This is a genomic window from Crateriforma conspicua (genome assembly GCF_007752935.1).
GTDB classification, from domain to species: domain Bacteria; phylum Planctomycetota; class Planctomycetia; order Pirellulales; family Pirellulaceae; genus Crateriforma; species Crateriforma conspicua.
Genome location: NZ_CP036319.1, coordinates 1,699,475 through 1,726,262, shown reverse-complemented (window position 1 = coordinate 1,726,262; position 26,788 = coordinate 1,699,475). Strand labels below are relative to the sequence as shown.

General features: G+C 55.9%; 31 protein-coding genes, 1 other RNA gene and 1 pseudogene. 12 read left to right on the top strand and 21 right to left on the bottom strand.

What is annotated here, in order from left to right:
* Nucleotides 1-56: 56 nt before the first annotated feature.
* From Mal65_RS06430 to Mal65_RS06380, 11 genes are all read left to right on the top strand, one after another.
* Nucleotides 57-869 (top strand): amidoligase family protein, encoded by an 813-nt coding sequence (locus Mal65_RS06430; RefSeq protein WP_145295020.1) that lies wholly within the window; start codon nt 57-59, stop codon nt 867-869.
* A 288-nt stretch (nt 870-1,157) separates the two neighbouring features.
* A complete protein-coding gene (locus Mal65_RS06425; RefSeq protein ID WP_145295018.1) occupies nt 1,158-1,433 on the top strand; it encodes a hypothetical protein in 276 nt (91 codons plus the stop codon).
* Between the two features lie 132 nt (nt 1,434-1,565).
* Nucleotides 1,566-1,775 (top strand): hypothetical protein, encoded by a 210-nt coding sequence (locus Mal65_RS06420; protein WP_145295015.1) that lies wholly within the window; start codon nt 1,566-1,568, stop codon nt 1,773-1,775.
* Nucleotides 1,776-2,057: 282 nt separating this feature from the next.
* Nucleotides 2,058-2,309, top strand: coding sequence for a hypothetical protein (locus Mal65_RS06415; protein ID WP_145295012.1), 252 nt, complete (start codon nt 2,058-2,060; stop codon nt 2,307-2,309).
* A 59-nt stretch (nt 2,310-2,368) separates the two neighbouring features.
* An RNA gene (locus Mal65_RS06410) (hammerhead ribozyme type II) lies at nt 2,369-2,430 on the top strand.
* A 29-nt stretch (nt 2,431-2,459) separates the two neighbouring features.
* A complete protein-coding gene (locus Mal65_RS06405; RefSeq protein ID WP_165701108.1) occupies nt 2,460-2,939 on the top strand; it encodes a winged helix-turn-helix domain-containing protein in 480 nt (159 codons plus the stop codon).
* Between the two features lie 9 nt (nt 2,940-2,948).
* Nucleotides 2,949-3,182: a hypothetical protein gene (locus Mal65_RS06400; RefSeq protein WP_145295007.1), complete on the top strand. Its 234-nt coding sequence runs from the start codon at nt 2,949-2,951 to the stop codon at nt 3,180-3,182.
* 240 nt (nt 3,183-3,422) lie between these two features.
* Nucleotides 3,423-3,605, top strand: coding sequence for a hypothetical protein (locus Mal65_RS06395; protein WP_145295005.1), 183 nt, complete (start codon nt 3,423-3,425; stop codon nt 3,603-3,605).
* Nucleotides 3,602-3,835 carry a hypothetical protein gene (locus Mal65_RS06390; protein WP_145295002.1) on the top strand — a complete coding sequence of 78 codons (234 nt, stop codon included), beginning with the start codon at nt 3,602-3,604 and terminating at the stop codon, nt 3,833-3,835. Before Mal65_RS06395 ends, Mal65_RS06390 begins: the two co-directional genes overlap by 4 nt.
* A gap of 11 nt (nt 3,836-3,846) precedes the next feature.
* Nucleotides 3,847-4,062: a DUF4314 domain-containing protein gene (locus tag Mal65_RS06385; protein ID WP_145294999.1), complete on the top strand. Its 216-nt coding sequence runs from the start codon at nt 3,847-3,849 to the stop codon at nt 4,060-4,062.
* 12 nt (nt 4,063-4,074) lie between these two features.
* Entirely contained in the window at nt 4,075-4,395 is a 321-nt protein-coding gene (locus Mal65_RS06380) for a hypothetical protein (RefSeq protein ID WP_145294996.1), read from the top strand.
* On the opposite strand, the gene Mal65_RS06375 is transcribed toward Mal65_RS06380, so the two are convergent.
* The 20 genes and pseudogenes from Mal65_RS06375 to Mal65_RS06285 all read right to left on the bottom strand — a co-directional run bounded on the left by Mal65_RS06375 (nt 4,396) and on the right by Mal65_RS06285 (nt 25,876).
* Complete coding sequence (locus Mal65_RS06375) at nt 4,396-5,706, bottom strand: DNA modification methylase (protein ID WP_145294993.1); 1,311 nt, start codon at nt 5,704-5,706, stop codon at nt 4,396-4,398.
* A gap of 475 nt (nt 5,707-6,181) precedes the next feature.
* Nucleotides 6,182-7,798 carry a DUF3987 domain-containing protein gene (locus tag Mal65_RS06370; protein ID WP_231131295.1) on the bottom strand — a complete coding sequence of 539 codons (1,617 nt, stop codon included), beginning with the start codon at nt 7,796-7,798 and terminating at the stop codon, nt 6,182-6,184.
* A 120-nt stretch (nt 7,799-7,918) separates the two neighbouring features.
* Nucleotides 7,919-8,359, bottom strand: a pseudogene (locus Mal65_RS27470) (bifunctional DNA primase/polymerase); the annotation flags it as partial.
* The gene (locus Mal65_RS06365) at nt 8,359-10,020 is read right to left on the bottom strand and encodes a DEAD/DEAH box helicase (RefSeq protein ID WP_145294987.1); all 1,662 of its coding nucleotides are present in this window, start codon (nt 10,018-10,020) and stop codon (nt 8,359-8,361) included. The pseudogene Mal65_RS27470 and the gene Mal65_RS06365, both read right to left, overlap by 1 nt.
* Nucleotides 10,020-10,538, bottom strand: coding sequence for a RusA family crossover junction endodeoxyribonuclease (locus Mal65_RS06360; RefSeq protein ID WP_145294984.1), 519 nt, complete (start codon nt 10,536-10,538; stop codon nt 10,020-10,022). Before Mal65_RS06360 ends, Mal65_RS06365 begins: the two co-directional genes overlap by 1 nt.
* A gap of 93 nt (nt 10,539-10,631) precedes the next feature.
* Nucleotides 10,632-11,105 carry a DUF669 domain-containing protein gene (locus tag Mal65_RS06355; RefSeq protein WP_145294980.1) on the bottom strand — a complete coding sequence of 158 codons (474 nt, stop codon included), beginning with the start codon at nt 11,103-11,105 and terminating at the stop codon, nt 10,632-10,634.
* Between the two features lie 55 nt (nt 11,106-11,160).
* On the bottom strand, nt 11,161-11,919 hold the full coding sequence (locus Mal65_RS06350; RefSeq protein WP_145294977.1) for an ATP-binding protein: 759 nt from the start codon (nt 11,917-11,919) through the stop codon (nt 11,161-11,163).
* A gap of 42 nt (nt 11,920-11,961) precedes the next feature.
* Nucleotides 11,962-12,195 carry a hypothetical protein gene (locus tag Mal65_RS06345; protein ID WP_145294974.1) on the bottom strand — a complete coding sequence of 78 codons (234 nt, stop codon included), beginning with the start codon at nt 12,193-12,195 and terminating at the stop codon, nt 11,962-11,964.
* Between the two features lie 95 nt (nt 12,196-12,290).
* The gene (locus tag Mal65_RS06340) at nt 12,291-12,905 is read right to left on the bottom strand and encodes a sigma-70 family RNA polymerase sigma factor (protein WP_165701107.1); all 615 of its coding nucleotides are present in this window, start codon (nt 12,903-12,905) and stop codon (nt 12,291-12,293) included.
* Between the two features lie 192 nt (nt 12,906-13,097).
* On the bottom strand, nt 13,098-13,802 hold the full coding sequence (locus Mal65_RS06335; protein ID WP_145294967.1) for a GNAT family N-acetyltransferase: 705 nt from the start codon (nt 13,800-13,802) through the stop codon (nt 13,098-13,100).
* A gap of 74 nt (nt 13,803-13,876) precedes the next feature.
* Nucleotides 13,877-15,028, bottom strand: coding sequence for a hypothetical protein (locus Mal65_RS06330; protein ID WP_145294964.1), 1,152 nt, complete (start codon nt 15,026-15,028; stop codon nt 13,877-13,879).
* Nucleotides 14,994-16,193: a hypothetical protein gene (locus Mal65_RS06325; RefSeq protein WP_145294961.1), complete on the bottom strand. Its 1,200-nt coding sequence runs from the start codon at nt 16,191-16,193 to the stop codon at nt 14,994-14,996. The genes Mal65_RS06330 and Mal65_RS06325 overlap by 35 nt, the downstream gene beginning before the upstream one ends.
* 103 nt (nt 16,194-16,296) lie before the next feature.
* Nucleotides 16,297-17,028, bottom strand: coding sequence for an ImmA/IrrE family metallo-endopeptidase (locus tag Mal65_RS06320; RefSeq protein ID WP_145294958.1), 732 nt, complete (start codon nt 17,026-17,028; stop codon nt 16,297-16,299).
* A gap of 2 nt (nt 17,029-17,030) precedes the next feature.
* Entirely contained in the window at nt 17,031-17,561 is a 531-nt protein-coding gene (locus Mal65_RS06315) for a helix-turn-helix domain-containing protein (protein WP_165701106.1), read from the bottom strand.
* Nucleotides 17,562-17,747: 186 nt separating this feature from the next.
* Nucleotides 17,748-18,071, bottom strand: a complete 324-nt coding sequence (locus Mal65_RS06310; protein ID WP_145294952.1) for a hypothetical protein — start codon at nt 18,069-18,071, stop codon at nt 17,748-17,750.
* A gap of 243 nt (nt 18,072-18,314) precedes the next feature.
* Nucleotides 18,315-19,178, bottom strand: a complete 864-nt coding sequence (locus Mal65_RS06305) for a restriction endonuclease (protein ID WP_145294951.1) — start codon at nt 19,176-19,178, stop codon at nt 18,315-18,317.
* A 148-nt stretch (nt 19,179-19,326) separates the two neighbouring features.
* Nucleotides 19,327-20,598, bottom strand: coding sequence for a GIY-YIG nuclease family protein (locus tag Mal65_RS06300; protein WP_145294948.1), 1,272 nt, complete (start codon nt 20,596-20,598; stop codon nt 19,327-19,329).
* On the bottom strand, nt 20,591-22,765 hold the full coding sequence (locus Mal65_RS06295; protein WP_196784618.1) for a hypothetical protein: 2,175 nt from the start codon (nt 22,763-22,765) through the stop codon (nt 20,591-20,593). The genes Mal65_RS06300 and Mal65_RS06295 overlap by 8 nt, the downstream gene beginning before the upstream one ends.
* Entirely contained in the window at nt 22,762-23,028 is a 267-nt protein-coding gene (locus Mal65_RS06290; protein ID WP_165701105.1) for a hypothetical protein, read from the bottom strand. The genes Mal65_RS06295 and Mal65_RS06290 overlap by 4 nt, the downstream gene beginning before the upstream one ends.
* Nucleotides 23,029-23,077: 49 nt before the next feature.
* Nucleotides 23,078-25,876, bottom strand: a complete 2,799-nt coding sequence (locus tag Mal65_RS06285) for a class I SAM-dependent DNA methyltransferase (protein ID WP_145294942.1) — start codon at nt 25,874-25,876, stop codon at nt 23,078-23,080.
* Nucleotides 25,877-26,007: 131 nt separating this feature from the next.
* Here Mal65_RS06285 and Mal65_RS06280 point away from each other — a divergent pair, with 131 nt between their 5' ends.
* A complete protein-coding gene (locus Mal65_RS06280) occupies nt 26,008-26,346 on the top strand; it encodes a helix-turn-helix domain-containing protein (protein ID WP_145294940.1) in 339 nt (112 codons plus the stop codon).
* 21 nt (nt 26,347-26,367) lie between these two features.
* On the opposite strand, the gene Mal65_RS27155 is transcribed toward Mal65_RS06280, so the two are convergent.
* Nucleotides 26,368-26,694 (bottom strand): hypothetical protein, encoded by a 327-nt coding sequence (locus Mal65_RS27155; RefSeq protein WP_231131294.1) that lies wholly within the window; start codon nt 26,692-26,694, stop codon nt 26,368-26,370.
* Nucleotides 26,695-26,788 lie beyond the last annotated feature (94 nt).

Here is a 26,788-nt window from a genome sequence, read left to right as displayed (position 1 = left end):
ACTCCGCATAATCGATACTATGCGGAGCTCCGCATAGCATCGAAATCGAAACCCACATGCCCGGCACCGACCGCACGCCGATCGGCGGATACCACAACGGGTTGCCGGTCGCTTGGCTGCCCGCGGGTTGGAAAGCAGAACGCGACGGCAGCATCCGCACGCCGGCCGGACGCAAACCATGCGAGTTCGTATCGCCGGTCCTTCGCGGCTACGAAGGACTCGCCAACGTAGAGACCGCGGTGGACGCGATCAAAGAACGCGGCGCGCGGGTCAACGAATCTTGCGGCCTGCACGTAACGGTTTCCTGGAACGGCGACGCCGCGGCTTTGGCCCGACTGATTTCGCTGATAGCGAACCACGAACGAGCCATTTACGCTTCGACCGGCACCAAGCGCCGCGAACGAACCCACTGGGCGAAACAAATCAAAAGCTACGGCAACAAGGACGCCGCGAAGACCCGCTGCGAACGAGACCGCTACCACCTTTTGAATTTGACGCACTTGGCCGCCGGCCGAAACCGGATCGAGATTCGCGCCTTCGCCGGAACGCTCAACAAAACGAAACTGATCGGATACATCCAGATGATTTTGGGCTTGGTAGAAATCGCCCTCAATACAAAACGCTGCAGCGGATGGGACTACGCCAAGAAGCCTGGCACGAAGAGTTGCTGGGACCGACCGGATGCCGGCCACGGCGAAACGGAACTCAACCGGCTCTTCTACCGCCTCGGTTGGACCAAGGGTTGGTACAAGGGCGAGCTTCGCAACAAACGCTTCGGCGAGCTTTCCTCCGCCGAACAAACATGCGATTGGAAGCCGGTCAAAAAGAAACTTCTTGAGTTGGCCCGCAAATACGACCAAGCGGTCTAACGGCTGACGACCTTCCACCCCACGAACGTCGCGATGTATCTCGCGGCGTTTCTTTGGTTTTACGGGGGCACGTGTACATCGTGTCGCGTCAACGGCGTATGTGACTAATAGCGGGCCACTGGTTTGCATCGCGACACACGCCGCAGTTTCGGGCCACGTCGGCGAGATCGAGAAACATTCAAAAGGACAGCGAATTACTGGCTGGATTCGCTTGATGTGTTTTGAAACGCACGGCTCATGTGTGGTCATACGAAACGGTTTTCCACTCACCCCAACGGAGACACAAACATGACCATCGACCAACTGATCGGATTGCTCGAAGAGTACCGCGACGTACATGGGCCGGACGCCGAAGTGCGTTTGATGACGCAAGAGAACTGGCCTTTTGAAAACCGCATTGCCGGAATCACCAGCGGCGCGGAGATGAACGAAGCGAGCGAAGACGACCCCAGCGAATACTTCGATGACCAAGACGTCGCCGAAGACGCGATCGTCTACATCGTCGAAGGAGGCCAGATCTGCTACGGCAGCAAACGGGCCTGGGAAACGTGCCGCGATTGCTAAACGCGGCAAGCGAAAGCGAGTTCGGGAAACATTCAAAGACTTTCCCGAACTCTGCTTGCTGTGTCTGAAACCGCATGGCTCATGTGTGTCAACGCAGACGCATTTCCCCTTTCCAACAACGGAGACCCAACCATGGCAAAGAACACCGCTCGAGCCGAAGACGCTTACACCACCGCGCATGTCCGGGCTTTGACCTTGCTCGAAGACCTTCACCAAATCGTCGAAGACATGCCTGCCCCCGATACCGACCATCCCATCAATTGGGAACACGTCGGTTCGCTGCAACACCTTTGCGAACGGCTCAAGGAATTGAAAGATTTCGTTGCTCCCGCCGGCGAATAGATTCCCACCCGCATCCTTTCGGCCTCGCTCGCCAGCGCGGCCGTTTCTCGTTGAATTGCCGCCGACGTTGGCCCGTGTCGCGCACCGTTGCCGACAAGCGGCAAACCATGCCGACATCTCTTTACGGCCAACAAACGCGAACGACGGCGAAGTTGGAAAACATCGTAAAAGACTGCGAATTGCTGCCGAACTTCGCTTGAGGTGTTTCCAAATGCATGGCTCATGTGTGTTAACGCCAAACGGCAAAACGATTTGAAACCCCTTTTCACGAGAGACAAGACCATGGCCATGAACGAAACGCAAAAAGCGAAAGTCGCCGCCCTTCGCACAGAGATGCGAAAGCTCGACCCCGAAACGTATCAGGAAATTCGCCAGTCGTACTACAAGATCGCCGAGGAGCTTCGCCCCTTGGTCGACGCCCTTGAAAAGGCCGACGCGGAACTGGGACCGGACGGCCCGCTTTTGGAAGAGCACTACATCTTTTGCGAGATGCTCGACCGGCTCAATAAGAGCCTTCTCGGCGGGGTGGTTTAACCCGCCGGCCGCACAACGACCGCCGCGGACGGAACCGCGGCGCGACTCGCAAGGACGGAAGCCGAAACGCACACGGGCGTTGTCGCGGGTGGTTCCCGCGGCCTGACGATGGCAGCCAACCACGAACGAAACCCAAACGGAGAACGAACGATGCAGAAAACAGACGTAAAGATCGGCGGCGAGTATTTCGCTACTGTGACCAACAAAAAGGTGACCGTGCGAATCGACGCGGAAAACCGTAACGGAGGCTGGGACGCGACCAATCTTTCGACGGGTAAGAAAGTGCGAATCAAGACGGCCGGCCGGTTGAAGGGATCGGCGCGGGCTACTGAGACGCCGGCAACGGAAACGCGGGTCAGGAAACGAGTCGCGAAAAGGACGGAGGAAACCACTGGCGGCGAAAAGAAGCTCTCGTGCGTGAAAGCGGCGTTGAAGGTCCTGGCTGATAGCGGCGAACCGATGAACGCGCAAGAGATGATCGCCGCGATGACCGAAGCTGGGTTGTGGGAAAGCCCTGGCGGAAAGACGCCGCACGCGACGCTGTACTCCGCGATCCTCCGCGACATGAAACGCGGCGATGATAGCCGCTTCGTCAAAACAGAACGCGGTCGGTTCACGGCGAGAGCATAGGGCGAAGCGATGAAGTACATTTGCGACGTCCGCCAGGTCGCCGACTTGGCTGAAGGAGAAACCGCACCGCCGGAACCCGACATGGGTTACGAACTGCGGCCGATCGCCGGCGACAACTTTGAAGCCGGCGTCGTGGAATATTTGGTCCGCCGCGGAGACGCGATCTTGGCTAGGACGACGGCCGGCGAAGAGTTCGCGGTCACGGGCAAGAACGCCCACGTTTTGGTGCCGCTCGGCTTTTAGGCCGAACGCCGCCGACAACGCCCGACGTTGGCAACGTGCGGGCGTTTCGTCGTGACGGCCGTAACCACGCGGCGCACCCGAGTCACGCGAGACGCGGCAACGTCGTGGCCCAACGCACTCCGGCGAAAAACATGTTGAAGTTTTGGAATGTTTCGTGGACTTCGCTTGATGTGTCGGCAAACCCATGGCTCATGTGTGGTTGTACGAACGGTTTTCAAACAACACGAACGGAGAAACGAAATGAAGATGCAACCGCAGCGAATGCGATCGGTTGTCTTATTCGCCGATGAACGGCGAATCGAAGTCGAAGAACCACTACCAGTGCAAACGATCGTCGCCGATGCGAAACGCGCCGGCGCGGCGAAGGTTGAACTCGAAAACGGCACCGAAATCTATCTCAACGAGAAAGGAGACCAACAATGAGCAAGGTTCAAACGCTTAACGCTCAGCCAATCCAACCCGCACCGGCTTACGAAAACGCTCACCAGATTGCCCGCGATCTCTTGCAACACATCGAGTTGCAACTCGACCGAATGATTCGGCCGGACAACAAGGCGTTGCGATGGACACACGTACGAGCGTTGAACTTGGTCAACGCTCAACTTTCGGAAGTCGCTGCTTTGCTCGACGAAACCAACAACGCTCGCAACTAGGAAACAAAACGATGAAAACGAATCTCAAGGCGGGCGATCGCGTGCGGCTGCTTTCGATGACCGACGACCCCGATCCGATTCCCGCCGGCACCACCGGAACGGTGGTCGGCGTCTATCCGCATAGCGATTGGACTCAAGTCGATGTTGATTGGGCGGGCGGCCGGTCGCTGATGCTTTCCATTCCTCCGGACGTCGTCGAGCGACTGCCGGCCGACACAACGAACTAAGGAGCAACCACCATGTCCACACGAGCGACGATCGCCGTCCACCGCCCCGACCGAACGTATGCAGCGGTCTACCTTCACTACGACGGTTACCCCGAACACACCGGAGAAATTCTGATGCAAAGCTACCAAACTCAAACCGCCGCCGAGGAACTCGTCTCCCATGGCGACTTGCGATGTCTGAATCGCGAGACCGGCGAGGCCGAACAATTCTCAGACGGCGATCCGCCGGCCAAGTTGCCGACCAATGACTCGCTGATTGATTTCGCGAGGAATTGCGGCGCTCGATTTGTCTATGTCTTTGACGACGGAGCTTGGTCCTGCAAGGAACTCTAGTCACCGCATGTTCTCCTCACGTTTGCCAACGGGGATCGGCGATTCGCCGGTTCGTTCAAGGATCGCTTTCTTACCGGTGAAGCGTTGATAGCGATCAACGATCACGTCGCAATACGGCGGGTCGAGTTCCATCAAGAACGCCTTGCGTCCGGTCTGCTCCGCGCCGATCAGCGTCGAGCCACTGCCGCCGAACAGGTCGAGGACGTTCTCGCCCTTCCGTGAAGAGTACTGCATTGCCAATACCGCGAGTTCGGCCGGCTTTCCGGTGAGGTGTTCAAGTTTCTGCGGCGCGATTTTCTTCACGTGCCACAGGTCGGTCGCGTTGTTTGGCCCAAAGAACTTGTGACCGGCACCTTCTTTCCAGCCGTAAAACGCCCACTCATGTGCCCCCATGAAATCTTTTCGGGTCATTACGGGATGTTGCTTGTCCCAGATGATGGCCTGAGAAAAATACAAACCGGCTGCGGCGAGGACCGGCGGGTAGTTAGCGATGTTGGAGAAGCCACCCCAGATGTAAAAGCAACGGCCGGGTTCGAGCACGCGAGTGATGTTGCCAAACCACGCTTTCAACAATCGGTCGAACTCTTCGTCGGACACAAAGTCATTCGCAAGCGGCCGATCCTTGGCCCGCATCTTCTTCGGGCCTTCCTTCGTCTTGCCCTTCCCGGCCTCGAACGACGAATTGCCGGCCGCGATCGCATTCTTGCTGCGAGGTTCCACCTTCACGTTGTACGGTGGATCGGTATTGCAAAGGTGAATCTTCGCGCCGGAGAGCAGACGATCGAGGTCTTCGACGCTGGTCGAGTCACCACACATCAGTCGATGGTCGCCGAGGATCCAAATGTCGCCGCGCTGCGTGATCGCTTCGTCTGGCGGTTCGGGGATGTCGTCTGGATCCGTCAAACCCTGCGTTACACCGGGATCGAGCAGCTTGGCGAGTTCATCATCGTCGAAACCGAGCAACTCAACATCAAAACCTGATTCTTGTAATCCGCCGATTTCCAAGGGCAACAGGTCGTAGTCCCACTGCGCGTTCTCGCCAGTCCGGTTGTCGGCGATCCGGTACGCTTTTACCGCTTCAGGTTCGAGGTCCGTCGCGATGTGAACGGGGACTTCGGCGAGTCCGAGTTTTTTCGCCGCCTTGAACCGCGTATGGCCAACGATGATGACGCCGGCGGTATCGACCACAATCGGCTGGCGAAACCCAAACTCGTTGATCGAGAGGATGACGGCATCGACCGCGTCGTCGTTGATGCGAGGATTGTTCTCGTAAGGCTTGATTCGATCAAGCGACCACATTTCGACCTGCATGTTTGCCCTTCCAAGGCGAGAGAATGAAACGGGAAGGGTTGGGTCGGTCGTTGGTTTGCTGGGTGGTTGGTTTGGGATCCGATGCGTTCGGACGGACGTGAATTTTCGTTCGGACAGTCGAAACTAACTGTGCCTAATAAGGCTGCTGTTCCCGCGGCCCTGACCAGAGATACGATCCGCCGGGAGTACCTAATCGTTGTGCGATCCGTCCGCTGAGGTAATCCTTCCCTCGAATCCTTCCCCAGTCCCGTGCGAGGGCTGGCGGTCAGGAATTTGGTCATCGCGGGCATGAGCGTGGGAACAGGGGAAGTATTCATAGAAAGAGAGAGATTGTTCCTATATTTGTTAGTTAAACGTCTTTTGAAATCCTTCTCGAATCCTTCCCCGACGCTGGGGAAGGTTTGGGAACGATTCACTGCTTTCGGGTCGAATCCTTCTCTATTTGGGGAAGGATTGGGAAGCGTAGGTGAAGGTTTCATTCGGCAACGACACGCTGGAAGCCGCTCGCGGTCTTGGTGGCGGTCGGCATGGTGATGGGTTCGATCTCGCCTTGCTGGATGAGCGTTTGAATGATTTGATCGAGGTCGGCGGCCTTGCACTTCATGTACTTGAGAATGTGTTGTCGTTGCATTCGCTGTTCGGGTTGCTCGCCGAGTCGTTTGAGCAGCTTCAAGCACTCAGCATGAAACGGATTCTCGGCGACATGGACGGAGGCGAGGTAGAGCTGACGCCGAGTTTGGTGCATTGCGAACTCGGTCGCCCACTCGACGGCCGGCAAGCCGATTAGCGGTTCGATGTGGTTTTCGCTGCACGCATAGATCAACGCCAGCTTCTTAGCGTGTTCGCACGTACGACTCCATGCCGTACGAGCGACTTCATCGAGTGCCTCTTCCGCTGCGTTGTATTCGTTCTCTGTCATCAACCGCAGGCTGTCGATCGCTTCGGCAGCGTCCGGGGTGGCTTGCACCACGAGCGGCCTGGGGTGGAAGTTCAGGAAGTTGCCACTGCCAGGCTCGAAGTCGGCCCACCATTTGGCAGTGTCGAGAATTTCCTCGGGCAGGTCGCGAGCCGAACCCGGCGACTGGCCGCTACCACGTTTGCCGACGTCGATGATGTTCAGGCGTGCGAAAAATCCGTTCGTGAGCATTCGCTTCGAGAGCGATTCGTAGAAGTACTGGGGCGTCGCGGTGCCGAAGAGCGTCAAGTGCGGCTGGTCGACGTGGATCGCTTCTTTCTGATTCGCCTTCACGCGGATCGGATAGACGTCGCCGGCCGACGTGTAGAGCGTGAGCAGGATATTCGGGATCGACTCGCGGCTGTTTTCGCGGTCGAGATTGATTTGGCGGAGCACTCCGTCCATTTCGTCGTTCTGAAACAGCATTCGGCCAGTACGGACGAGAGCGTCTTGGATGCCCTCGCCGGATGCGAACTTGTCTCCGATTGATGCGGACATGCCGATTTGAAACAGAATCTGCGAGTTGACTTTGCGCGGAAACTCCTTGCCGGTCCCGCTGCTAGCGAGCGCGAGCAAATACAGATTTGTGCGCAAGTCACCCGACGTGCAGACTTTTCGGCCGGCAAGAAACGATTGCAGCGCCATCGCACCGCAAAATGCGAGACCAATATTCGGATAGGGAGCGTTCGCGAGCGTGAAGTCCATGACTCGGCGAACGAAACCCGGCACGTCAAATAGTCGCTCGGGTAGTTGCCCTGGATCGGGCGTCGATTCGGGTGGCGGAGGTTGGGCTGCAATCGCAGGCTGCGAACTGCCGATCATGAACTTGCTCAAGTCCACATCGTTGTCGATCGTTTCGATTGGCCCATCATCACGAAGCCAGCCAAACGGGCGATCGTGTGGTTTGGTAGCTGCTTGGTTGACTTTGTGTTGCAGTTCCTTGTCCGACCAAGGAGGGTTGCAGATTGGGTTGTAGTGCTCGGTCAGTATGGCGAGAGAAGTGGCTGGATCGAGACCAAAGCCGTGAACCAGTGCAGTTGCCGCAGCATAAGTCTGCGAGTGACCGCCACTGCCGGCGATCGCGGGCGGCATCGCGTTGATATAGGCGATTGCCCGCGATTCCACGTCGTTGCCCACACGCGGCGACTGTGGCGGCAACGCGGCGACTTGTTGTGGTCGCTTCGCGCTTCCACGCCGATGGATGACGGCATCAGCGAGTGCTTTGACGCACGCGGACAACATAGGCGAGGGAACGGGGGCCGGTTCGCCATTGAGTGTTTCGTAGGTTTCGCCATCGGGATGCACACTCGGTCCGACGACGGTTTGCGTTCCTGTTGAACGCAATTCGACGATCATCGAGCCGTCGCTGGGATCGGTGTGCTTCTCAGTCGTCGCTCCGATTGCGATGTACCAACGATGCGATCGCAGGGCTGTCGGTCGGCCCGTGATCGCCGGCGTTGGTGGCAGGTATTGATCGGCAAGCTCGATCGCTTCGGGGCAATCGAGGTCGACATCGACAAGCCACCCCGAAGGCTCGCCAAGGATGATTCCGATATTGCCTTGATCGGGAAAGACCTCCGGGTTCAATCGAAGATTCGTCCAATCACGACGTGCCGGTGATTTCGATCGCGGGCGCAGCGGCACGCAGTACCAGCCACGCTGGCGATAGTTTGTGACTTGCTCCCGCACATCGGCCATCAAAAGGGTGCCTCTTCCAACGCTGCGTTTGGAATCTCGCCGAGCGATTGTTTGATGATGCGATCGTATTTCTGGCCGGCGATCGAGCGGACCGTCAGTTTCTCGGCCGCAGCAAGCAAACCTGATTCGGCGATATCAATCGCTTCTTCAGCGTTCGTTGGACAAGGATCGAGACAACGATCACGCCACCACGTTTCCGCTTTGCGACGTGCGTAGCCAGAGTGCTCGATGCAGATGAATTCGCTCTGCCAACGTTCGAGGCCGATCATGTAGTCGACGCGCAGGCAGCGAGGTGCGTCTTCATCAGCGTCGCGTTTGCGATGAACGCGATAGATAATGTCTTGGACGTCGTACTCGGTGTCGGTCAATTCACCAGACAACACGCCGGCCTCGCTTGCCTCGGCGTCGTGGGCTTCACGCTGCGGAGGCGGAAACGGATGACCGCACTCGGGACAGTTGGCATAGCCGCATGCGACCAAGGCGTGACACTTTTCACACTCTTTCGCCGGTGGGCCTTGGTCCGGCCGTTTGGCTTTGTCTTTCGGCTTGATCTGGTCGATCGGTCCGTGGCGTTCAATGTTGCCGCCGAAGTCGAGGACTAGGCAGTTTTCCTTGCCGGGATGCAAGCGAAAGCCGCGGCCGACGCATTGACAAAGCAAGCCAGGCGACATCGTGGGACGCAGCATCACCACGCAATCGACTCGCGGTGCGTCGAACCCGGTGGTGAGCACGTTTACGTTGCAGAGAAAGCGTAGCGGTTCGGTTTCGATCAACGATGTTGGGGCATCGCCACGGACGCGGGCCAACAGTTCGTCTCGTTCGCCCGCTGGTGTTTCGCCGGTCACGAAACCGCACTCGATGCCGTGATTTTCCCGCAACACTTCGACGACACGCCGCCCGTGTGCGACGGACGACGCAAAGATCAACACTGCCCGGCGATCGACCGTCAGTTCAACGATTTCGCCACACGCGGCCACCATGAGGGCGTCGTCGTTGACCAAAGACTCCACTTCTTCGCTGACGAACTCGCCGGCGCGGATGTGCAGACCGCCAAAGTCGGCTCGGTGCACGCCGGCTTTGGAAATGAGCGGACTCAGGTATCCGTCACGAATCAATTCCTTGATACCGATCTCGTAACAGACTTGATTCAGGAAGTGGTCTGGCGAGCAGATCATGCCGGAGTCGAGGCGGAACGGAGTGGCTGTCAAGCCGATGACGCGAACGTGTGGATTGATGACCTTGCAGTCGGCCAGGAACTGCCGATACATGCCGTCGCCCTTCTTTGAGATCAAATGGGCTTCATCGACGACGATCAGATCAAACGGATCGAGGTCACACGCTCGCTTGTAGATGCTTTGAATGCCGGCAACAAGAACGGAAGTGTTCGTGTCGCGTTTCTTGAGGCCTGCCGAATACAGTCCGACCTTAATATCGGGACACAACCGACGAACCTTGTCGGCATTCTGTTCGAGCAGCTCTTTGACGTGCGCCAAGATCAGTACGCGACCATTCCATTGCCCAACGGCATCAGATGCGATTTTGGCCAGCACGAGACTCTTGCCCGCACCCGTCGGCAAAACCGCGACGGGATTGTCGTCGCGGTTTCGCAGGTGATCGTAGACCGCATCGACGGCGGCTTGCTGATAGGGACGCAGTTTCATCACATCAACTCCCCGTTGTGCCGTTTGCTACCTCGTTCGATTGGCAGCGCTGGTGGCAGCAGGTCGTTGATGAAAGTGCAACTCTCGCAGATGCGATTGCCTGGACCGGTGGAAACAAAGGCCTCGTCGCAACGCAAGCATGAGCGAAAGCCGGCTTTCCCAATCGGCGCAGGGATGCGTTGAATCACAACTTCGGCGTTGCCCGCTTTCGGTGCCGGCTCCCGTTTCTCGATCGTCAATCGCACAATCTGGCTATCGTCCTCGTACGCACCGCCCCACTGCATCGAGTCCAACATCGCCTTCAAACAGTTGTCGACATCACGCCGGCGTCGATCGGGCGGATGGACGACGATGTCGACGATCAAGTCGCCCGTCAGCGTTTCGATGTTCTTGCGATTCAGAAGCGAGCTGACGGCCGCTCGATACTTTCGGCCTTCCTTGCTGATCAACACGCGATTGCCAACGTGTCGCCAGTAATGATTGACCGAAGGCGGATAGGGCAACGTGAGTCGGATCATGGTGGCTTACTTCGATGTTCAACGAGCGAATAAAAACACCCAGCCAACAATCCATTGCTGACTGGGTGCCGTTCCTTGGAAGCTGTCGGGCGGTTAACGCTTCCAAGGTGGGGACGCGGACTGGTCGTCCGTGCCGCTGACTTGCGACGCGGCAATCGGCTGGGCAACAGCATCTTTCTTCGAGTATCCCTTCACTTCGTTCTGCAACTCGCCGGTGTCGTTCCGGCGTTTCACTCGCACATGAATCACGCATGGCAAGTTGTGTAAGTCCGCCGAGTCGGTTGGCACCAAGACGCCAACCGACCGGCAGATCGCAGACAACTCCCGCCGGGCGATTTCCACCGCGGTCGCGTTGGGGTTGTCGAGGTTGAGACGCACCCAGAGAAGACGGTTTGCGTACTCGCCCTCCACGATCTGAAACGTCAACTGCAGATAGTTGCCCGTGCCAGATTTCGTGGGTTTCATTTCGCTGTCGGTGATGACGGCGACGTACTTGCCCGAAGGGATCGGTTCGAGGTCGTCGGCTGGTTCGACGGTGTTGGCATCAAAGCCGTTGAGGTTAGCCATGGTAAGTCTGTGGTCCTTCGTTTGGAGTCTGTAGAAAGAGAATTGGTTGAGTCATTTAGTTGGCCGACATCGCTGCCACGAACGCCGCCCACGAGAGCGGCAATTCTTCAGCGATGCCGTAACGATTCTTGGCAACGCAACTGGGCGATCCGTAAGCACGCACGACGCGTTCGCCACCGTCTTTGCCGATCGCGTGAGCGATGGTGCGTTTGCGGTTGAAACCTCCGTCTTCGCTCTGCGTGCGCATCTTTCGCGTCGCGAACAGCACGGCGTCGCACCACTCTTTCACCAGGGCAGCGGCGTGCTTGTGCAGTCGCGGCGAATAGCGGTCGTAGGGTGAGGACTCGGGATCCTCGAACCGTTCGACCTTGGAATGGGCGATCAAGACCGTCACCATGCCGCGCGAACGCAGCACATTGAGCAGGTCGAGTACTTCACGCCACAGAGAGAGGGCGTGCATGTAACCGCGGGCATACCCGCCGTCGACCTTCTCAATCGACTCGACGGCATACTGCTGACAGAGTTTGTCCCAGACGAGACGCTCCAGCCAATCGAGCGAGTCGATCACGACGGATTCGTAATCGTGCTTCTCATTGACGAGCGTTTTCAGGGCGGCAATGACGTCATCGAACTTCGTCGCCAGCGGAAAGCGATCGCATTCGATTTCGTCGAGACCGTCTTCCGTTTGAATGAAGATCGGTTTTGGGGCTTCGCTGCCAAACGTTGACTTGCCGATGCCTTCGACACCGTAAAGCAAGACACGAGGCGGCTTCGATTGCCGGCCAGATTGAATGGTTGTGAGTAAGTTGGTCATGGGTTGGATAGTTCCTTCGTTGAATGGTTGGGATGGCTGGAATTACAGAGTCGGGATCGCTTCGATGTCGAAATTGCCATCGCGATCGCTGGTCACGAGGTAGTGCTTGAAATCAATTTGGGCGACGAACCGTTGGTTGGTTCCCAGTTGCTTGCGGAGCGACTTGCACGCTCCGGTGAAATCTCGTGACGCTTCGTTGAAGCGGTCGGCCGATCGCAAGTAACGGCCGACCGCCAATGAAAGTGCTACGCGGCGTTCAATGTCCAAATCACTCATTCGCTAACCTGGTGGATGGGAGGTTTGATGTTCCGACGACCCGTTGGCCGCCCCTGGTTACCTATGCCGTGAATTGGTCGCCCTGTACGCCAATCTCAGAAATTGGCCACGCCATACTTCTTCAAGTGCTTGGCGATCTCGGCACGCACCGCGTTGAACCGCCGACGCGGCAGGCCATACTTTTTCATCGTGCTGCTCATCGAATGACAACGCAGGTACTCGCACACCCGCCGCAATTCCGCGGGCATCGTCTGCATCGCGACCTCCAAAGCGTCCGCTTCGTCGATCGCCTCGAATGGATCGCTGTAAGACGACTGGCTTCGTCGGACCTGGTCCTCGTCACAGATTTCGCCACCCAGAGTCGCGAACGTTTCATCCACCGTGTCGACGGGCGTCTCAAACGATTGCATTTGCACGCCATCTTCGATCGGATGCCGTTTGTGGCGTTTCCTCGATCGCAACAGTTCTCGCACGCCCGAGTTGATGACTCGGTTGATGAACGTGTTCACCTTCGATCGCGACGGGTCGAAACAGTCAGCTTTTTGGATCAAGTACATCAGCAACTCTTGAGCGATGTCTTCGGCGTCACAGTCGCTGAATTCCGGTCGCCGATGGAGTTGCTCGGCTTTGATCCGCGCCGTCTTAATCGCGAAATCGTTGAGAATCTCTTCGCCAAGCCGTTTGCCGTCCGCTTGAGTATTCGCACTCATGGTTGTCTCCGGCTGGAGGCATCCCGTGATGCGAGCGATTCGCACGGACCGCAAAGAAGCTGCGTCGCGACAAGCCATGTCACGAAAAAACCGCAGGCGGCCGGCGAGGTTCGTCCGTCACGTCCTCACAGCGAAGACGTGCCGCGACTTCTCAAGTCGCCGAGCGACATTTGGAGTCGCTAAGAAAAGTTTTTAGACACCGATACGGTTGTCGCCCTCTTGATCACGATCATCGCGTGGTGACCGCGTTGATCCGGATCGCTGACGCTTTTCAATGTCGCGAAACGGACTGGGGTCATCGTTCCACCAATGTTCCATGACAACTCTTCCGCCAGATGATTCAACCGCAGAAAACCCGACCGCTTGAAAAAACAGCAAGAGACGAAGATTGGATTCCTCGACCGTGACTTTGATTCGCGTCCGACGCTCTCGGGTCAATCTCGATCGCAGCTCGGAAATCAATTGCCGCCCAAATGAATGCAATTGAACCTCTGGTTCGATAAAGATCCGTTCCAACTCGACGTGCTGCTTGTGGAGTTGATAGACCATGGAACCGACAATCACGGGCTTGCGGCGGCCGACACGAGGCAACTCAATCACCATGGCGACTGTATTTCGTTGGCTCAGGCGACTTTTGTAGTCGTCTTTGCTCCACGGAGCACAGGTTGCCGCAACATCAATCGCCACAACATCTTTCAAATCTCGATGGATCATCCAACGCACGTGCCCGTCGATCGGCGTTTTTGATGGTGACAGCTTGGACCGCCGTGCGATCATCGGTCGCGTCACCGGGAAATCAATGTGCAAGGCCGAAGCGATTCCTTGTACTTCCGCGGCCGATAGCCGGATTCCGCGTTCTTGCTTTAACGCTTGTTGGATTCGGTTTCTAAGAGTCATCGTTGTCCTAAGGCTTAAAGTGTTATTCGTTAGCTGTTGTGGTTTCTTTCGCAGCGAATTTGTTTCCAGATAGTTCAAACCAACCAGTCGATGTCGGCGGGCGGTGAATAGACTGGACAGACACCACGACTGAGGTGCGCTCGCAGATGATCGGCCAGCGGTTTTAATTCCGTGTCGAGTACATCAAGCGTTCGCTTGATGCCGACCGAAACCGATTGGCTCACCTTCTTGATGTCGCCAACTTCGCGAGGTTTGCCACCCTTGCCCAATACCGATGCGAAGTGCAGGGCCAACTGATCCTGTTCGGACTGCAGCTTTTCCAGCCAACCCAAGTCATTGTTCGCTTTCGCTTCAGTGATCTCGACCATCAGCTCGTGGTACCGACCGCGACACTCTTCCACTGCCGCTTCGTCCGTCAATTCGCCGGACGACCCAATCAGCTGCCGCTCGTCGATCCCGATGCGACTGGCCATCAACGTGACCGCCGGTACCGCTCGGTTCGGCGTCGCCAACAGCCGAGCGATGTAGAGTGGGCCGACATTGTTCTCAAGGTAAGTCTCCTGCCCCTCGAACCGCACCACCCACATCTGGCCTTTGCGATAGAACGCGTTGCCTAGCGGCACACTCGACAATGGCAAGACCTGTGCAAAACGCTCCGGTCGCGACTTGATCTGTTTCGAGCAAATGGCGAAAGCTTCAGTGATGCTCAGTCTTCCCGCGAAACCCTCGCCGGGAAGCTCATCGCCAATCAAAATCATTCGTGACGCACCACTCCGGTCTGCCAGACGCGATGCTGATCGGGTCGTCGTCAAAACAATCGGAAACGATTCACCACCAACTTGCACCTCGCCAATTCTCCACGCCACACCCGGTAACAGTGTTTCCGCCGGGCCGCCGTCCGGCATCGCCGAGGCAAACAATTCCGCGATCGCCCGACCGTCAATCGACCATTGCCGCAATCGCTCTTTCTCAACCAAGTCTGCGCCGTCGAAAGGGCACGCTTCGTAAAACTCAACCCCAGTTGGTCGCGGAACACGAACCACATCGTGGACATTGCATTGTCCGCAACTTGCATGCAGCGACATCGACGGCTCGGCCGGCACCAACACGCCGGATCGAACTAGGTCGTCGGGATCGCAACCGCCCAGTAATCGAAGCGTGTCGCAATCCACCAACGGTTCATCGCCTCGGTCAAGCAACCGAAACAGCGTCACAATCGCTCGCAAGGTCGATCCCCCACTGACGAAGGTACTTTTCAGCCAACAAGCGATCTCGCGTCGCCAACGATTTGATGGTGCTACGGTTGGGCCGCGTGATTGAGAGGTTGAACTCGTGACCGTTTTCCATCAGGAATCGCAGGTCGACGCGCTCGAGATGCATGATCGACCGCGGCAAGTTGTCTTGCCGGATGTATCGTTCGATCATGCGTTGAAAACTCGATGGTCCGAAGTCGACGTTCGGATTGAAGTGCAACTTTTCTTTTGAGCCGAGAATCAACACACGAGCCGCCGCGATCACGACCGAGCGTACGGCGTCCTCGGGATCAGTCGGAAACCGAAACTTCGGATCCAACAGGATCCCCAGCGAGAATGGCTCGGCGTTGGGATCTTCCGGCGGCAATTCGATCCCCAGGAACTCGCGAGCAAAGATCTTTTGCAGCGGACCGATTGTCGGTTTTCCACCGAGCGCGTACACGTCGAGAACGTGATTCGCTTCGTCGTAGGCAAATACGTTTTCAAACACATGCGTTTCACAAACCCGCTTGAACGCGTTGCCGCCGTCGATCAGCTTCATGAACGTTTTGCGATAGTCGTCCAGGCTCGCGAAGACATAGTGCAGGTTCTCGCAGCGCAGCAAGTACTCGGCCACGCATTGCCGGCCGCGACCCTGATGAGCCGAATAGAACGCTGACAAGGCACCAGAAAACGACTTCATGTGCTGGGGCGAGGTTCGAGGTTTCGCCGACGGAAGGTTGATGCGCCGCTGAGACGATCGCCCGCCAATCACGCGGTCGGCTGCCGCGAAGCGAGTGGCCACTTGCCAGACCTCCGGCTTCGACAAATAGGTCAGCATCGCGACGTCGTACCGGCTATCGAACCGTTCGAGTTCCGCAAGGAAATCGTCTTCGCCAATTTGGATGGCTTGTTGAAAGATCGAACGTTGTCCCGACTCCGTGGCCATCGAATGCAAGTCACGCAGTAGCAATTCGATCTTCTGTCTCGTCGGCTCCTCCAGCGACTGATACGCCTGAAAGATCGGTTCGACGTCCGTTTCGATCGCCTCGGACCAATTCACGTCGATCGGAATCTTCAGCCCGCCAAACATTTCCTCCAGCAAACCGTTGGAAGTCTGCCGCAGGACATTCCGCGGATTAAACCCAGCTAATGACATCGTCTTTTCACCCTCCCGGAAACATACCGTACACTACACACTAAACAATGAATCAAAAACGAATGCCTCCGATTAGGAGGCATGAACAAACCCTCAAAGCTGCCTACTCAGCGAACAAACCCAGATACTCCAATTGAATCCGCATCGCCTCGTCCGACACCGCGAATTGATCCGCCAGCGATTCACAGAACACCTCACGCATCAAACGGATCGGATCCGGCTGGACCTCGATCCCATCGGCGTCGATCAAGAAACGAATCGGCTCGATCGTCGGCACGAGTTCTCGAAGCCGGCAGTCGCAAATCGGATCATCGCTGCCGGTTAGCATTCGCCACGCCGGCCTGAGCAACCATTCCGGCATCAGCAAACAACCAGCGAACTCATCGGCTTGTCGTTCGATCAAGGGACGAGCGTGATCCTTGCGACAAATCACATCCGGCATTTCATCGTCACCGTACAAGATCGCATGTCCGGCTTCGTCCAGGAACAAAAACCGGTGTAACTGCCAGTGTGCGATTTCATGGCCGAGCGTGAAGTGATAGCGACCGAGCAGATCCGGAAAGCGATCAGGATTCAGCGCGTCGTCGATCAGAATGTGCTGCCGCGAAAACCAGATCGCACCATGAACGCGACCACCAAGTTGGCTCTGGAGATCCGAGAACCCAAACGTCAGCGGCAACACCGACGTCGCAACGTCTTCGATTTCGATGGGAGGTTTCGTGATCGGCCCGAATCGCTTCGCGTACTCCGCCAGCACCGCGTCGGCCTCAGCAGCGATCTGGCGAGACGACAGCGGCGGCACTTCGATTCCCTGTGCCAAAAAATCAACGACCATCGTCACTTCCCCCGCTTTTTCATTTTACGAATCTGTTCTTTGATGATTTCAAATTGTTTCGGTGAAAGCCCAGTCGCTAACCGCATCAGCTCGGGCATGTCCTTGGGGTGCTGGCGGACCATGACATCCACGTCATCCGGCACACGATCGGCCAGCCGAATCCATTCGTCGGGATCCTCGCCCAACAACTCGGCGATCTTCGTGACACGATCTGCCGTTGGCGGTGCAAAGTGATCCTGCTCGACCTGTGACAAATACGTCGCCGAAACGCCGATCATCTCCGCGAACTTGCGCAGCGTGATCTTCTTCGCCGTTCGTTTCTGGCGCAGCACCGCGCCAAACGACTGCGCGCTACGAGCCTTTTTCATCGCGCAGGCCTCCCCGCCGAATCGTCGCCCGAAATCCACTGCATCCAAAGCATGGCAATCTCCATCAACCGCTTTCTCCTCCGGAAACCCGCAAAAACACGAGCCCCCGACCCTCGATGTGTAGTGGGCACTAAACACTGCAATCATAATATCCCGTGTCCCCAAACCCAGGCAATCCCCCAATCCAGAATTTTGCTAGCAAAGCCGCCGTCCGGGATCATTGAAGTCAACGCTCGTGACACGTCTGGTCACGGCCGGGAAATAAAAAACAGAATTTTGGGCGCATCGGAATGCGTTCAAAAGTTGCGTTGAAGAAAAGCAGTCAGCGAGCGGGACGCGAAAGCGAGGCTGCTAAATGTCAGCTGGGGTATTCTGCCTGCCTTCAGGCTCATTGTCCCACATCTCGCGATAGGCTTGGACGTAAGATGCGGTTGCTTCTGGATCGAGTTCCCAGAAGTACCGACAAAGTTTCAAGTAGAGAACGAGGCCATCGTCACTGCCCGCGAAGCCAAGCAATCCATCAAGCGTTGATTCGATGAATTGCTTTTCTGTGGATTCACCTTCAACGATCGAAGTAACAATTGGCTCGTAGACCTCCATGGCTCGCTGCTGCAATTCTACAAATTGATCTGCAAGCTCGTGAATCGGGTCGGGATGTGAAGAGTCTTTATCCATGCTGTTTCAGTTTAAGAGTATTTGACCGCATTGGTTTACTCAGCGACGTTCTCCGGAACCAAGTCGTCTGCTAGATAGCTTCAAAAGGCCATTGTTCACATTCCGCCTCCACACTGGTCGCGAACCACGGCTATTCGCCTTACGTCCGTAGCGATTCGCATTCCCGTTCAGTCGTGGACGCGATCGTCAAGGTCGACATCACGCACCTGGTTCGACTGGAAAACACTGAAGCCGCCAGCTAAATCATTTTAACGATGGGGATTGTGCACTACCAAAACGAATCTGCTGATATTTTTTCAACCAATCACAAATACCCCCGAAGTCTCGTCCTTCCAAAGTCCATTCATTCCGCTCGATGTGTTCGATGGCGGGTTTTGTAAAACTAGATGTTGTTACGATCAGGCCCTTGGTGGCTCGTTCGTCATGAACTACGCCGTGAAGCGAGCGAACTACCTGGACGTCGATCTTTCGTTTTTCAGCGTAGCGTTTGCATTCGATCAGATATTTGCTTTTTGCAATTTCATGATTGGCGATCGCAATTATGTCCCTACCTCCGTCGCGTGTTTGGCTGGAAAGCTCGACACCGAAACCAAATCCATCAAGGATTTCAGCAATCAGTTCCTCGAAGGCTCGTGGATTCATCGAGCGCATGTCCGTGGGATTTCTAAGAATCCTCTCAAGCAGTTGTTGATCGAGTAGAGAGGTGATCGTAATGATTGAATCGCGATCGGATCCATGATCTAGATCGAACCCCGATATCACTGCGAATGCTCGCTCCCAGTAGGCTTTGCGCGCCGACTCTTGGTTCGAGTCCGTGTTCCAACCTGATAGACCGTAGAGTCGCGCCAGGGTCTCTTGAAACTCTGAAACCACCCCCATCGGGTTGTTGTGCTCCATAAAGAATGCAGATAGATGAGTGAGTTCTGTATGGTGTTCCGCCATATCAATCATGACATCCTTGATCTCCTGGTATCCAAGATCCCAAATCGACCTTAGCTCGGCTTCAAGGCGAGTGGTGTTTATCCAGCGATGGTCGTGCAGGTCACGAGTGTATTTATCGAAGACGGTTTGTGCCTCACGCTTTCTCTTTTCGGTCAGTCGATACACGGTAATCCGATTCCTGAATGGTCAATAAAGTGCCTACGCACGGAAGTCACGGGCATGCGAATGCACAATTTTCTTATCCTCTAGTTCCATCAGCCACGTGGCGATATGTAGATAATTGCGGAAAGCTTTTCGGTTCGTTCATTCGTGATCAGACAATTTTCTGCAGCGTCGCTGTTTCCGAGTCGTATCGATAGCCACTGATGCTGCCGTCTTTGATTCGATCAACCACCTCAGCGATCACCGGCAGCGGCACAAGGAACCATTCACGCGGGTGAACCTTGTCGCCGAAGCGGTCGGCTAGGGCGAGGTCGAGGCGGGCTTTGGCGAAAAATTTGTGCAGCGTTTGTTCGAGTGCTTTGCGGTTGATGTTCGCAAGTTTGTAAGTGGCGACCAGTTCGGCTTCGGCCAACAAGAACGTCGGGTCTTTCTTGGCTCCCGCGATGCGGGTAGCCGGATCGCCGCCCGTGACGCCGATCTTGTGCAACACCTCGCGGTTCTCTTGGATGAACGCATCCTCGGAAAGGCTACGGGCGACGTAGATCGTGCCTGATGCCGTGTCGTCGTCATCGACGTCATCGGAAAACAGTGGGCCGAAGTCGCTATCATCCTCTTCAGTTTGCGGCTGGGGTGGAACGATACGCCGGCTTGCCTCGTCTTTCTGGAGCGCCCGACGGAGCGAACGCAGCAACAAATCCGACTCGGTTCCGTTGTCAAAGATCACGCGCAGCCGTCGATCTCGTTCCACCTTCTGACCAGGTTTACTCGGCTCTGGCATGAACCATTTGTCGGCGTCGGCAACCAATGCTTTTTGGCCATCAACAATGAACCAATCACCCTTGGCGATCTTCGTTCGCGTGCTAGTCCGGTAAAGCTCCGTCGTCTGTCGACCGGTTTCGATGTCAGCCTGCACCGCATCGAACTCCGGCCGGAAATCATCGAAGTCGTCACACGGTTTCCGTTGAGCGACCTCGTCCGGGGATGAGCGTTCAGCATTTCGCTGCGATGCCGTCCGGACATGCTTCATCGTTGTGATGTCGTCGTCGCTTGGCCCGACACCCAACGCCTCAAGCAATTCATCATCGCTGCCGACCTCGTAGTCCTCGCTAGGTTCGGCAACCCGGTCAGTCAGCAAACCGTCGTCGTCCAAAGGACGCAGCAATTCCAAGCATTCAGCATCGGCCAGAATTTGGTCCAGTCGCACAGCATACAGCCTCTCGAAAATGTCGTTACCCTCGCCGTGCTGAGGCGACCGGCCGTGCTCGCGAGCAAAACGTTGAATGTCCTCAAACCCGGCGATGATCCGCTCTTGCTTTGGTGTGTAGGTTTGGACCTTCTTTACCTCTGTTTCAACACCAAGTTCGGCGAGAAGTGCTTCGTCATCATCAGTGAAACTGACGCTTGCAGTCTTTCTCTTACCCATCGGCATTCTCCTGCTTCATGCGAGCCAGAAACGCGATACCTTCCGCCATCCGTCGTTCCCACGCATCCTGACTGGTGAGCGACGGAAGCTTGCCTCGCTGCTGTTTGAATTTCAAAGCGCGTTTCGCTAGATCACGGGCCTCGTCAGGTGTCAACTGCACTCGCCTGCCCGCGATTGCCATTTGGACCTGACGTAGTCGATCCTCGTTCATCGCCTTAGCCAGGATGTTGTACGCTTCGCCAAACGGATTGATCGAGTCAATCAAGTCCACATTCAAATCTCGAACATCGGTCACGTAGCGACGAATGCCGTCGATCAAAGCCGTGTTGGCCGCCGGTGAACCGTTACCACGCGTTGCGCGAGTCGCCTGTTGAATCAGATTCAGGGCAGCAACCGCACGTTGGCGAATGGCTTCCTGATCTTGGTCCGAGAGATCCGGATACTTGTCGCGGATGATCTTGCCCATCCGTTGTTGGGTTGTTTCCTGAGGCGGCAAGTCCTCGTTAAACAGACCATCCTGAACCGTCCGGGTATCTTGCACAAAGCTGGCCACGACTTCATTCAAGTCTTCGCGACAGATTCTCGTTCCTTCCTCGCTTTCCGGTTCAGCCAATCCATTGATCTCAACCTGAACGGCCCCGGTTTCTCCGTTCACCCCAACATTGCAACCACCGTCGTCGTAGCCATTCGGACCGTAGTCCAAACCGGGCTGAGGCACGTTGGCGGGCGTCTTAGGGCGGAACTCGAAACGAGGAGCCAAAACTTGCTCCATAAGCAAACTCGCCGCGATTGCTTTGAGTGTATCGTTGACCGCTTCGGTAACCGTTTTCTCGCCTGCGTCAGGTTCCGCGATCAGATTTGTGAACCTGGATCGCGTTTTGCCGGGAGCATCTCGCGTCGCGCGGCCAATGATCTGCACAATCTCAGTAAGACTACTGCGGTAACCAATTGTCAACGCGTGCTCACACCACACCCAGTCGAATCCTTCTTTTGCCATTCCCAAAGCGATGATGATGTCAACATGATTCGGATTGTTGCGGCCTGCTGGCTCACGAAGCGCCGCAGCCACCTTCTCACGCTTTATTGATTCGTCATCAACCAAGTCGGCAATCCGCAATACACGACCGGTGGATGTCTTGACCAATTGAAACCCAGTTGTTTCATCAGTCCCTTGCCACTCGCCTAAGGTTTCGAGAATATGCTCGACCTCTTTGTGCTTGTCCTGCGTGCTTTCTCGGCTGTTGACGTTGGGGATGTGGATGATTGTCTTTTCGTCTTCGTTAAGCACCTTCGGCAGGTCGTCGATGTAACTTCCTGAATAGAAGTAGTAACCGATGTCGAGCTGCTTTAGATACTGATAGCCTGCGAGTTGCTCGTAGTAGGTGTAGGTAACAGATTCAAAACGGCGCTCATCCTCAGGCATCAGCACGGCGGCAGCGTCGCCGCGGAAGTAGCTGCCTGTCATCGCAATCAAGTGTGTCTTGTCTCGCTCGATCAATTGACGCACAAACTCGCCCAGTCGGTTGTCTTCGCTGACCGATACATGATGAAACTCATCGACGGCAATCAACCGATCATCGAATGCTTCGACCCCGAATTTCTCAAACGCGAAACGGAATGTCGCGTGCGTGCAAACAAGCGTCTTATCATCGCTCGCCAGAAATCTACCGACCGCGTCGACCTTCCCGCCATCGGTGCCGGGTGCGTTGCACAGGTTCCACTGCGGTTCTACTTTCCAATCGGCGAAAAACCCGCCCTGAGTGAGCTGTGTATCTGCAAAGCTGGCCCCGATTGACTTTTCGGGAACGACCACGATGGCTTGTTTGAGTCCTTGTCGATGCAGCTTATCGAGTGCAACGAACATCAACGCCCGGCTTTTTCCCGAGGCTGGCGGCGATTTGAGCAGAAGATACTGCTCGCCACGAAATTGCCATACGCGCTCTTGCATCGGGCGCATGCCCATATCGTTCGCCCGCGTCGAACGACCATCGCCCGCGTAGCGTACCGACACCGACGGGATTGATCTTGATTTACTTGCTTTCGCGGCGATGCGATCGTGGTGTCGCGCAACCAAGTCGGGCAACTCGGTAGCGACATTCTCGCGAACTGCTTTGTATTTCGCCGCTTCTTCCGGGGTAAGTCGACGATCTCGTTTGATTCGCTTCATAGTTGCATGCGTCTTGGGACGTCGTAAGCGGTAATGGGATATACAGTTTCTGCGTCGATCTGTTCGTAGACCACAATCAGGTGCCTGCCGGTTCGAGTGTCACCGAACGCGACGGGATAACCGGACGAGTGACTTGTGTCCCGGTCCGTTGGATTTGCCAGGACATCTTCGACTTCTTCTTGTGTCACGCCGTGTTCAGCAACGTGGACAACATTTCCTTCGGGGTCGTCATCAAGATCCCAGATGATCGAAGAAAGCGGCATCAACATGACCTCGCAACGTAACTCATTATAGACTTCGTTGGTGATCGGTTCATTTCGCGTTCCCCGTCGTCAACTCGGTGTACATCCGAAATAGCGTTTCGAGCCGTTCGGTGTCGTTCTTAAAGCGGCGACCGATGTAGATGCGTTCGAGTGTTTGGTCGTTACGATCATGAGCGGCTCGCAGGTCACCGGGCATCTTGTCCGGGTCATACAACTCCGCAATCGTCGCCGGCCAATGAGCCTCGCGAGCCAGCAAGATGTCTTCGGCGCAGCGGGTGAGGTCGGACTTGTTTTGATCCGAGAGGGGCGGGACTGGGAATGTGTTCCACCCGAGAACATTTGAAAACCGGTAGTCTGTCTTAAATTTGCCGCATACGGTCGCGATCCAGATGAAGTGCAGTTTTGAATTGAGCAAAGCAACTTCTGCGAGCGAGGGTTCGTATATTGCGAAGGCTAGATTGGTAACGACTGTTCCAGGAGGCAGCAGTCCAACTGGAATGTATTCACGACTTTCCGAGGTGAGCGTGGGGATCAACCCGATTCGTTCACGACCTGTCTGTTTAACCTCATCGAAGCGATGTGGTGTTGCCGCAGCCCGCTGCGTGGCGGCCTTCGGGCTTTCAGATCGCATCTGAGCGACCGCAGAAATCCTTCTGCCTACTGCTGAAATGCTCTTGGCATATTCAGCAACCTCATCCGAAATCCAAAGGCAGTGTCGGATCTTTCCGTTGGTGTATTCCTCTGCACCCAGAACTCGCAAGATGAGCGATTCGGCTTCTTCCGATTCTCGAACCAGCGTTCGCTTTTCGTCACATGACAACAGCAGGTGTCCGCCATCAACTGGTTTCCCGCCGGCTTCGATCGTTGCAAGCTGGCTAATAGGGGTTCTTCGCTTCTCAACGATGACATCGTCCGCTGGAACGAGGTAGGCGTTGATATTAGGAACGACACGCCCAATATCTTCGCCGCCATCTCCAATCGAATAAAGAGTCTTAGGTCTCGACGAAGGTGTTGACAACCCGACGATGACCACCGTAACACCAGCATTGTGCGATGCAAGGTTCGCCCATTTGAACGACGTGTGCGCAAACGCGATTCGATGATTCCGGTTTTGTATTAGCGGCCAGAGTAGTGCCACCTGCTGCCCTTGGCAGATGGAATTGGTGGAAACAAATGCCGTGACTGACTCAGTCTTCTCGCCATAGTCGGCGGCCTTCATAAACCAACCCGCGACGTAGTCGAGCGACTTCCACTGTTTCGTTCGTTTCGAGAAGATATGACCGAGCTCTTCCTTTTGTGTTGTCGTTTGCCAAGTTGACCCTAAATACGGCGGGTTCCCACAGATGTATGTCTCCCCGCCTTCATTCTCGAAATCAATCTCCGGTTGCTCCAATGGCGTCTGAAACAGGTCGTCTTCAGTCAACTTGATTCCACCGGTGCCTGTCGGTGGGCATACCTTCAACCAATCCAGACGCAGCGCATTGCCGTGCGTGATCCAGTTCTCTTTATTGAGCGGCAGAAACTCGGCGAGTGCTAATCGCTGGCCACGATAGAGTTCGTCGCATTGGTATTCGGCGATGATCAACGCCAGTCGAGCAACTTCGACGGCGAAGTGCCGCAGCTCGATACCACGGAAGTTTGTGAGCGGAATATCCGACGCCCGTTCGGGTTCGCCGCGAAGAATGTTGATCTCCGATTCGATCGCACGCATCTGTTTGTACGCGATGACCAGAAAGTTGCCGCTGCCGCATGCCGGATCGAACACGCGGATGCGGGCCAGACGCTTGCGAAGATTCAACAACTTGCGAGCGTTGTTGCCGGCCTCTTTCAGTTTCTCATGCAGGTCGTCGAGGAAAAGTGGATTGAGCACTTTGAGAATGTTCGGCACGCTGGTGTAGTGCATGCCCAGTGCCCCACGCTCCTCATCATCGGCAACGGCCTGGATCATCGAACCAAAGATGTCCGGGTTGATTCGCGTCCAATCGAGCGAACCGATGTGTAGCAAATACGAGCGAGCGATTTGGGTGAACTTAGGAACGTCGCCTTCGCTGGTGCCGCCGCCGAACAACCCACCGTTGACATAGGGAAACTGGCTCGCGAACGGACGAAGGTTCGCCGCGTCGCGATCCTTTATCGGAACGTCCATCGCCCGAAACAACTCGGCCAAAACCCAATGCGTGTTCGCGCCACTCGTTTCGCTCATCTGGCGAACCGTTTCAGTAAACAGATCCTTTTCGTGAAAGATGCCGGTGTCCTCGGCAAAGAAGCAAAAGATCAGGCGAGCAAAGAAATGATTGAGTTCTTCTCGGCGTTTGTCACCGTCCCAATCGGGATTGTTCCGCAGTAGCTCGACATACAACCGGTTCAGCCGCCCGGTTGCCTTGATATCGAACGCATTTTCACGGATCTGCCGAACAGTCGAGATGCCGGCCAATTCCAGGAAATAGCCAAAGTGATCGTCAAGATCTCTGAACTCGCAAACCAACGGTGGTTCGTCGGAATTCAAACTCACCGCATGGACCGTATCACCGTCGGTCGCCAGAGCAAACTTCGCCTTGTGCTTCGCCGTCGCCGCACTGTCGGTCAACTTACCCAGCAAATCTGCGACCACATCAGAACCGCCGCCATCGCAACTGGCGATGTGAATGTTGTTTCGTTGCAGCACAGCAACCACGCCATCGCCCTCGACATCGGACTTGTTAGTGGTGTTCTTTCCAACGCTGCGCAGACGCTTGATCGTCGCGTCTTTGTTCCCGAACGCCTCCAGGAACGCATACGGAAACTCCGCCGCATCAAACGCTGCTTCAACCAGCTTGCTGACTGCCTCCTCAATCTCAACTGCGTTCAATCGCTCGATCCCTCGTGCCAAGAATAACGGTGCAAAAATACATGGTGTCGTCGCCACGCAGCGTGTTGCCTGCCGACTGCTACAAATGTAAGATTATCTGCGTCCGGTAACAAGCAGGCAGGCAGATCAACATGAATGCATTCGGTGACCGAATTCGCGAGTTGCGCAAATCGAAGGGTTACTCGCTGCGCAAACTCGCTCCGCTGGTCGGCGTCGGCTTCTCGTACCTCAGCAAAGTTGAGCGAGGCCGACTCGACTTCGACGGTTCGCCGTCGGAGTCACTGATCCACCGCTTGGCCGATGTGCTGGAAGCGGACGAAGACGAATTGCTTCTCTTAGCCCGCCATCTACCGCAGAAAATGGCAGATCGCATCTTCGAGCAGCCTGAAGTGTTTCGAGTCCTCGCTAATTGCGATCAGAAGCAACTTAGATCGCTTGTAAAGCGGGTCGAAAAAACAGCCGGGCATTAGGCAAGTCAGCAAAACTCAACATCAAAGGGCAAGACGGAGCGAATGGCAATCAAACCACGGACGAAGCTGATTCTCTGGACTCGATCGGGATGTCGATGCGCTTTTCCGGGCTGCCGACGGAAGCTGTATCTCGAAGGCGATGAACAGACGCCCGATGTAATTCTTGGCGAAATGGCACACATCGTCGGTCAAGGGGATGACGGACCGCGTCGAGACAAGACGATTCCAGGTGGCGAAATCGACGGATACGAGAATTTGATCGTTCTTTGCACGGAGCACCACACGATTATCGATCGACAACACGAAAAATATACCGTCGATCGTCTGGTACAGATGCGAGTTGAACATGAGCGTTGGGTGGACCGACAGCTTTCATTCGAGGATCGCTTTCGCAGTACTTTTGACCCTGGTGACTATGAAGACGAAGTCGTCTCCAGTAGCC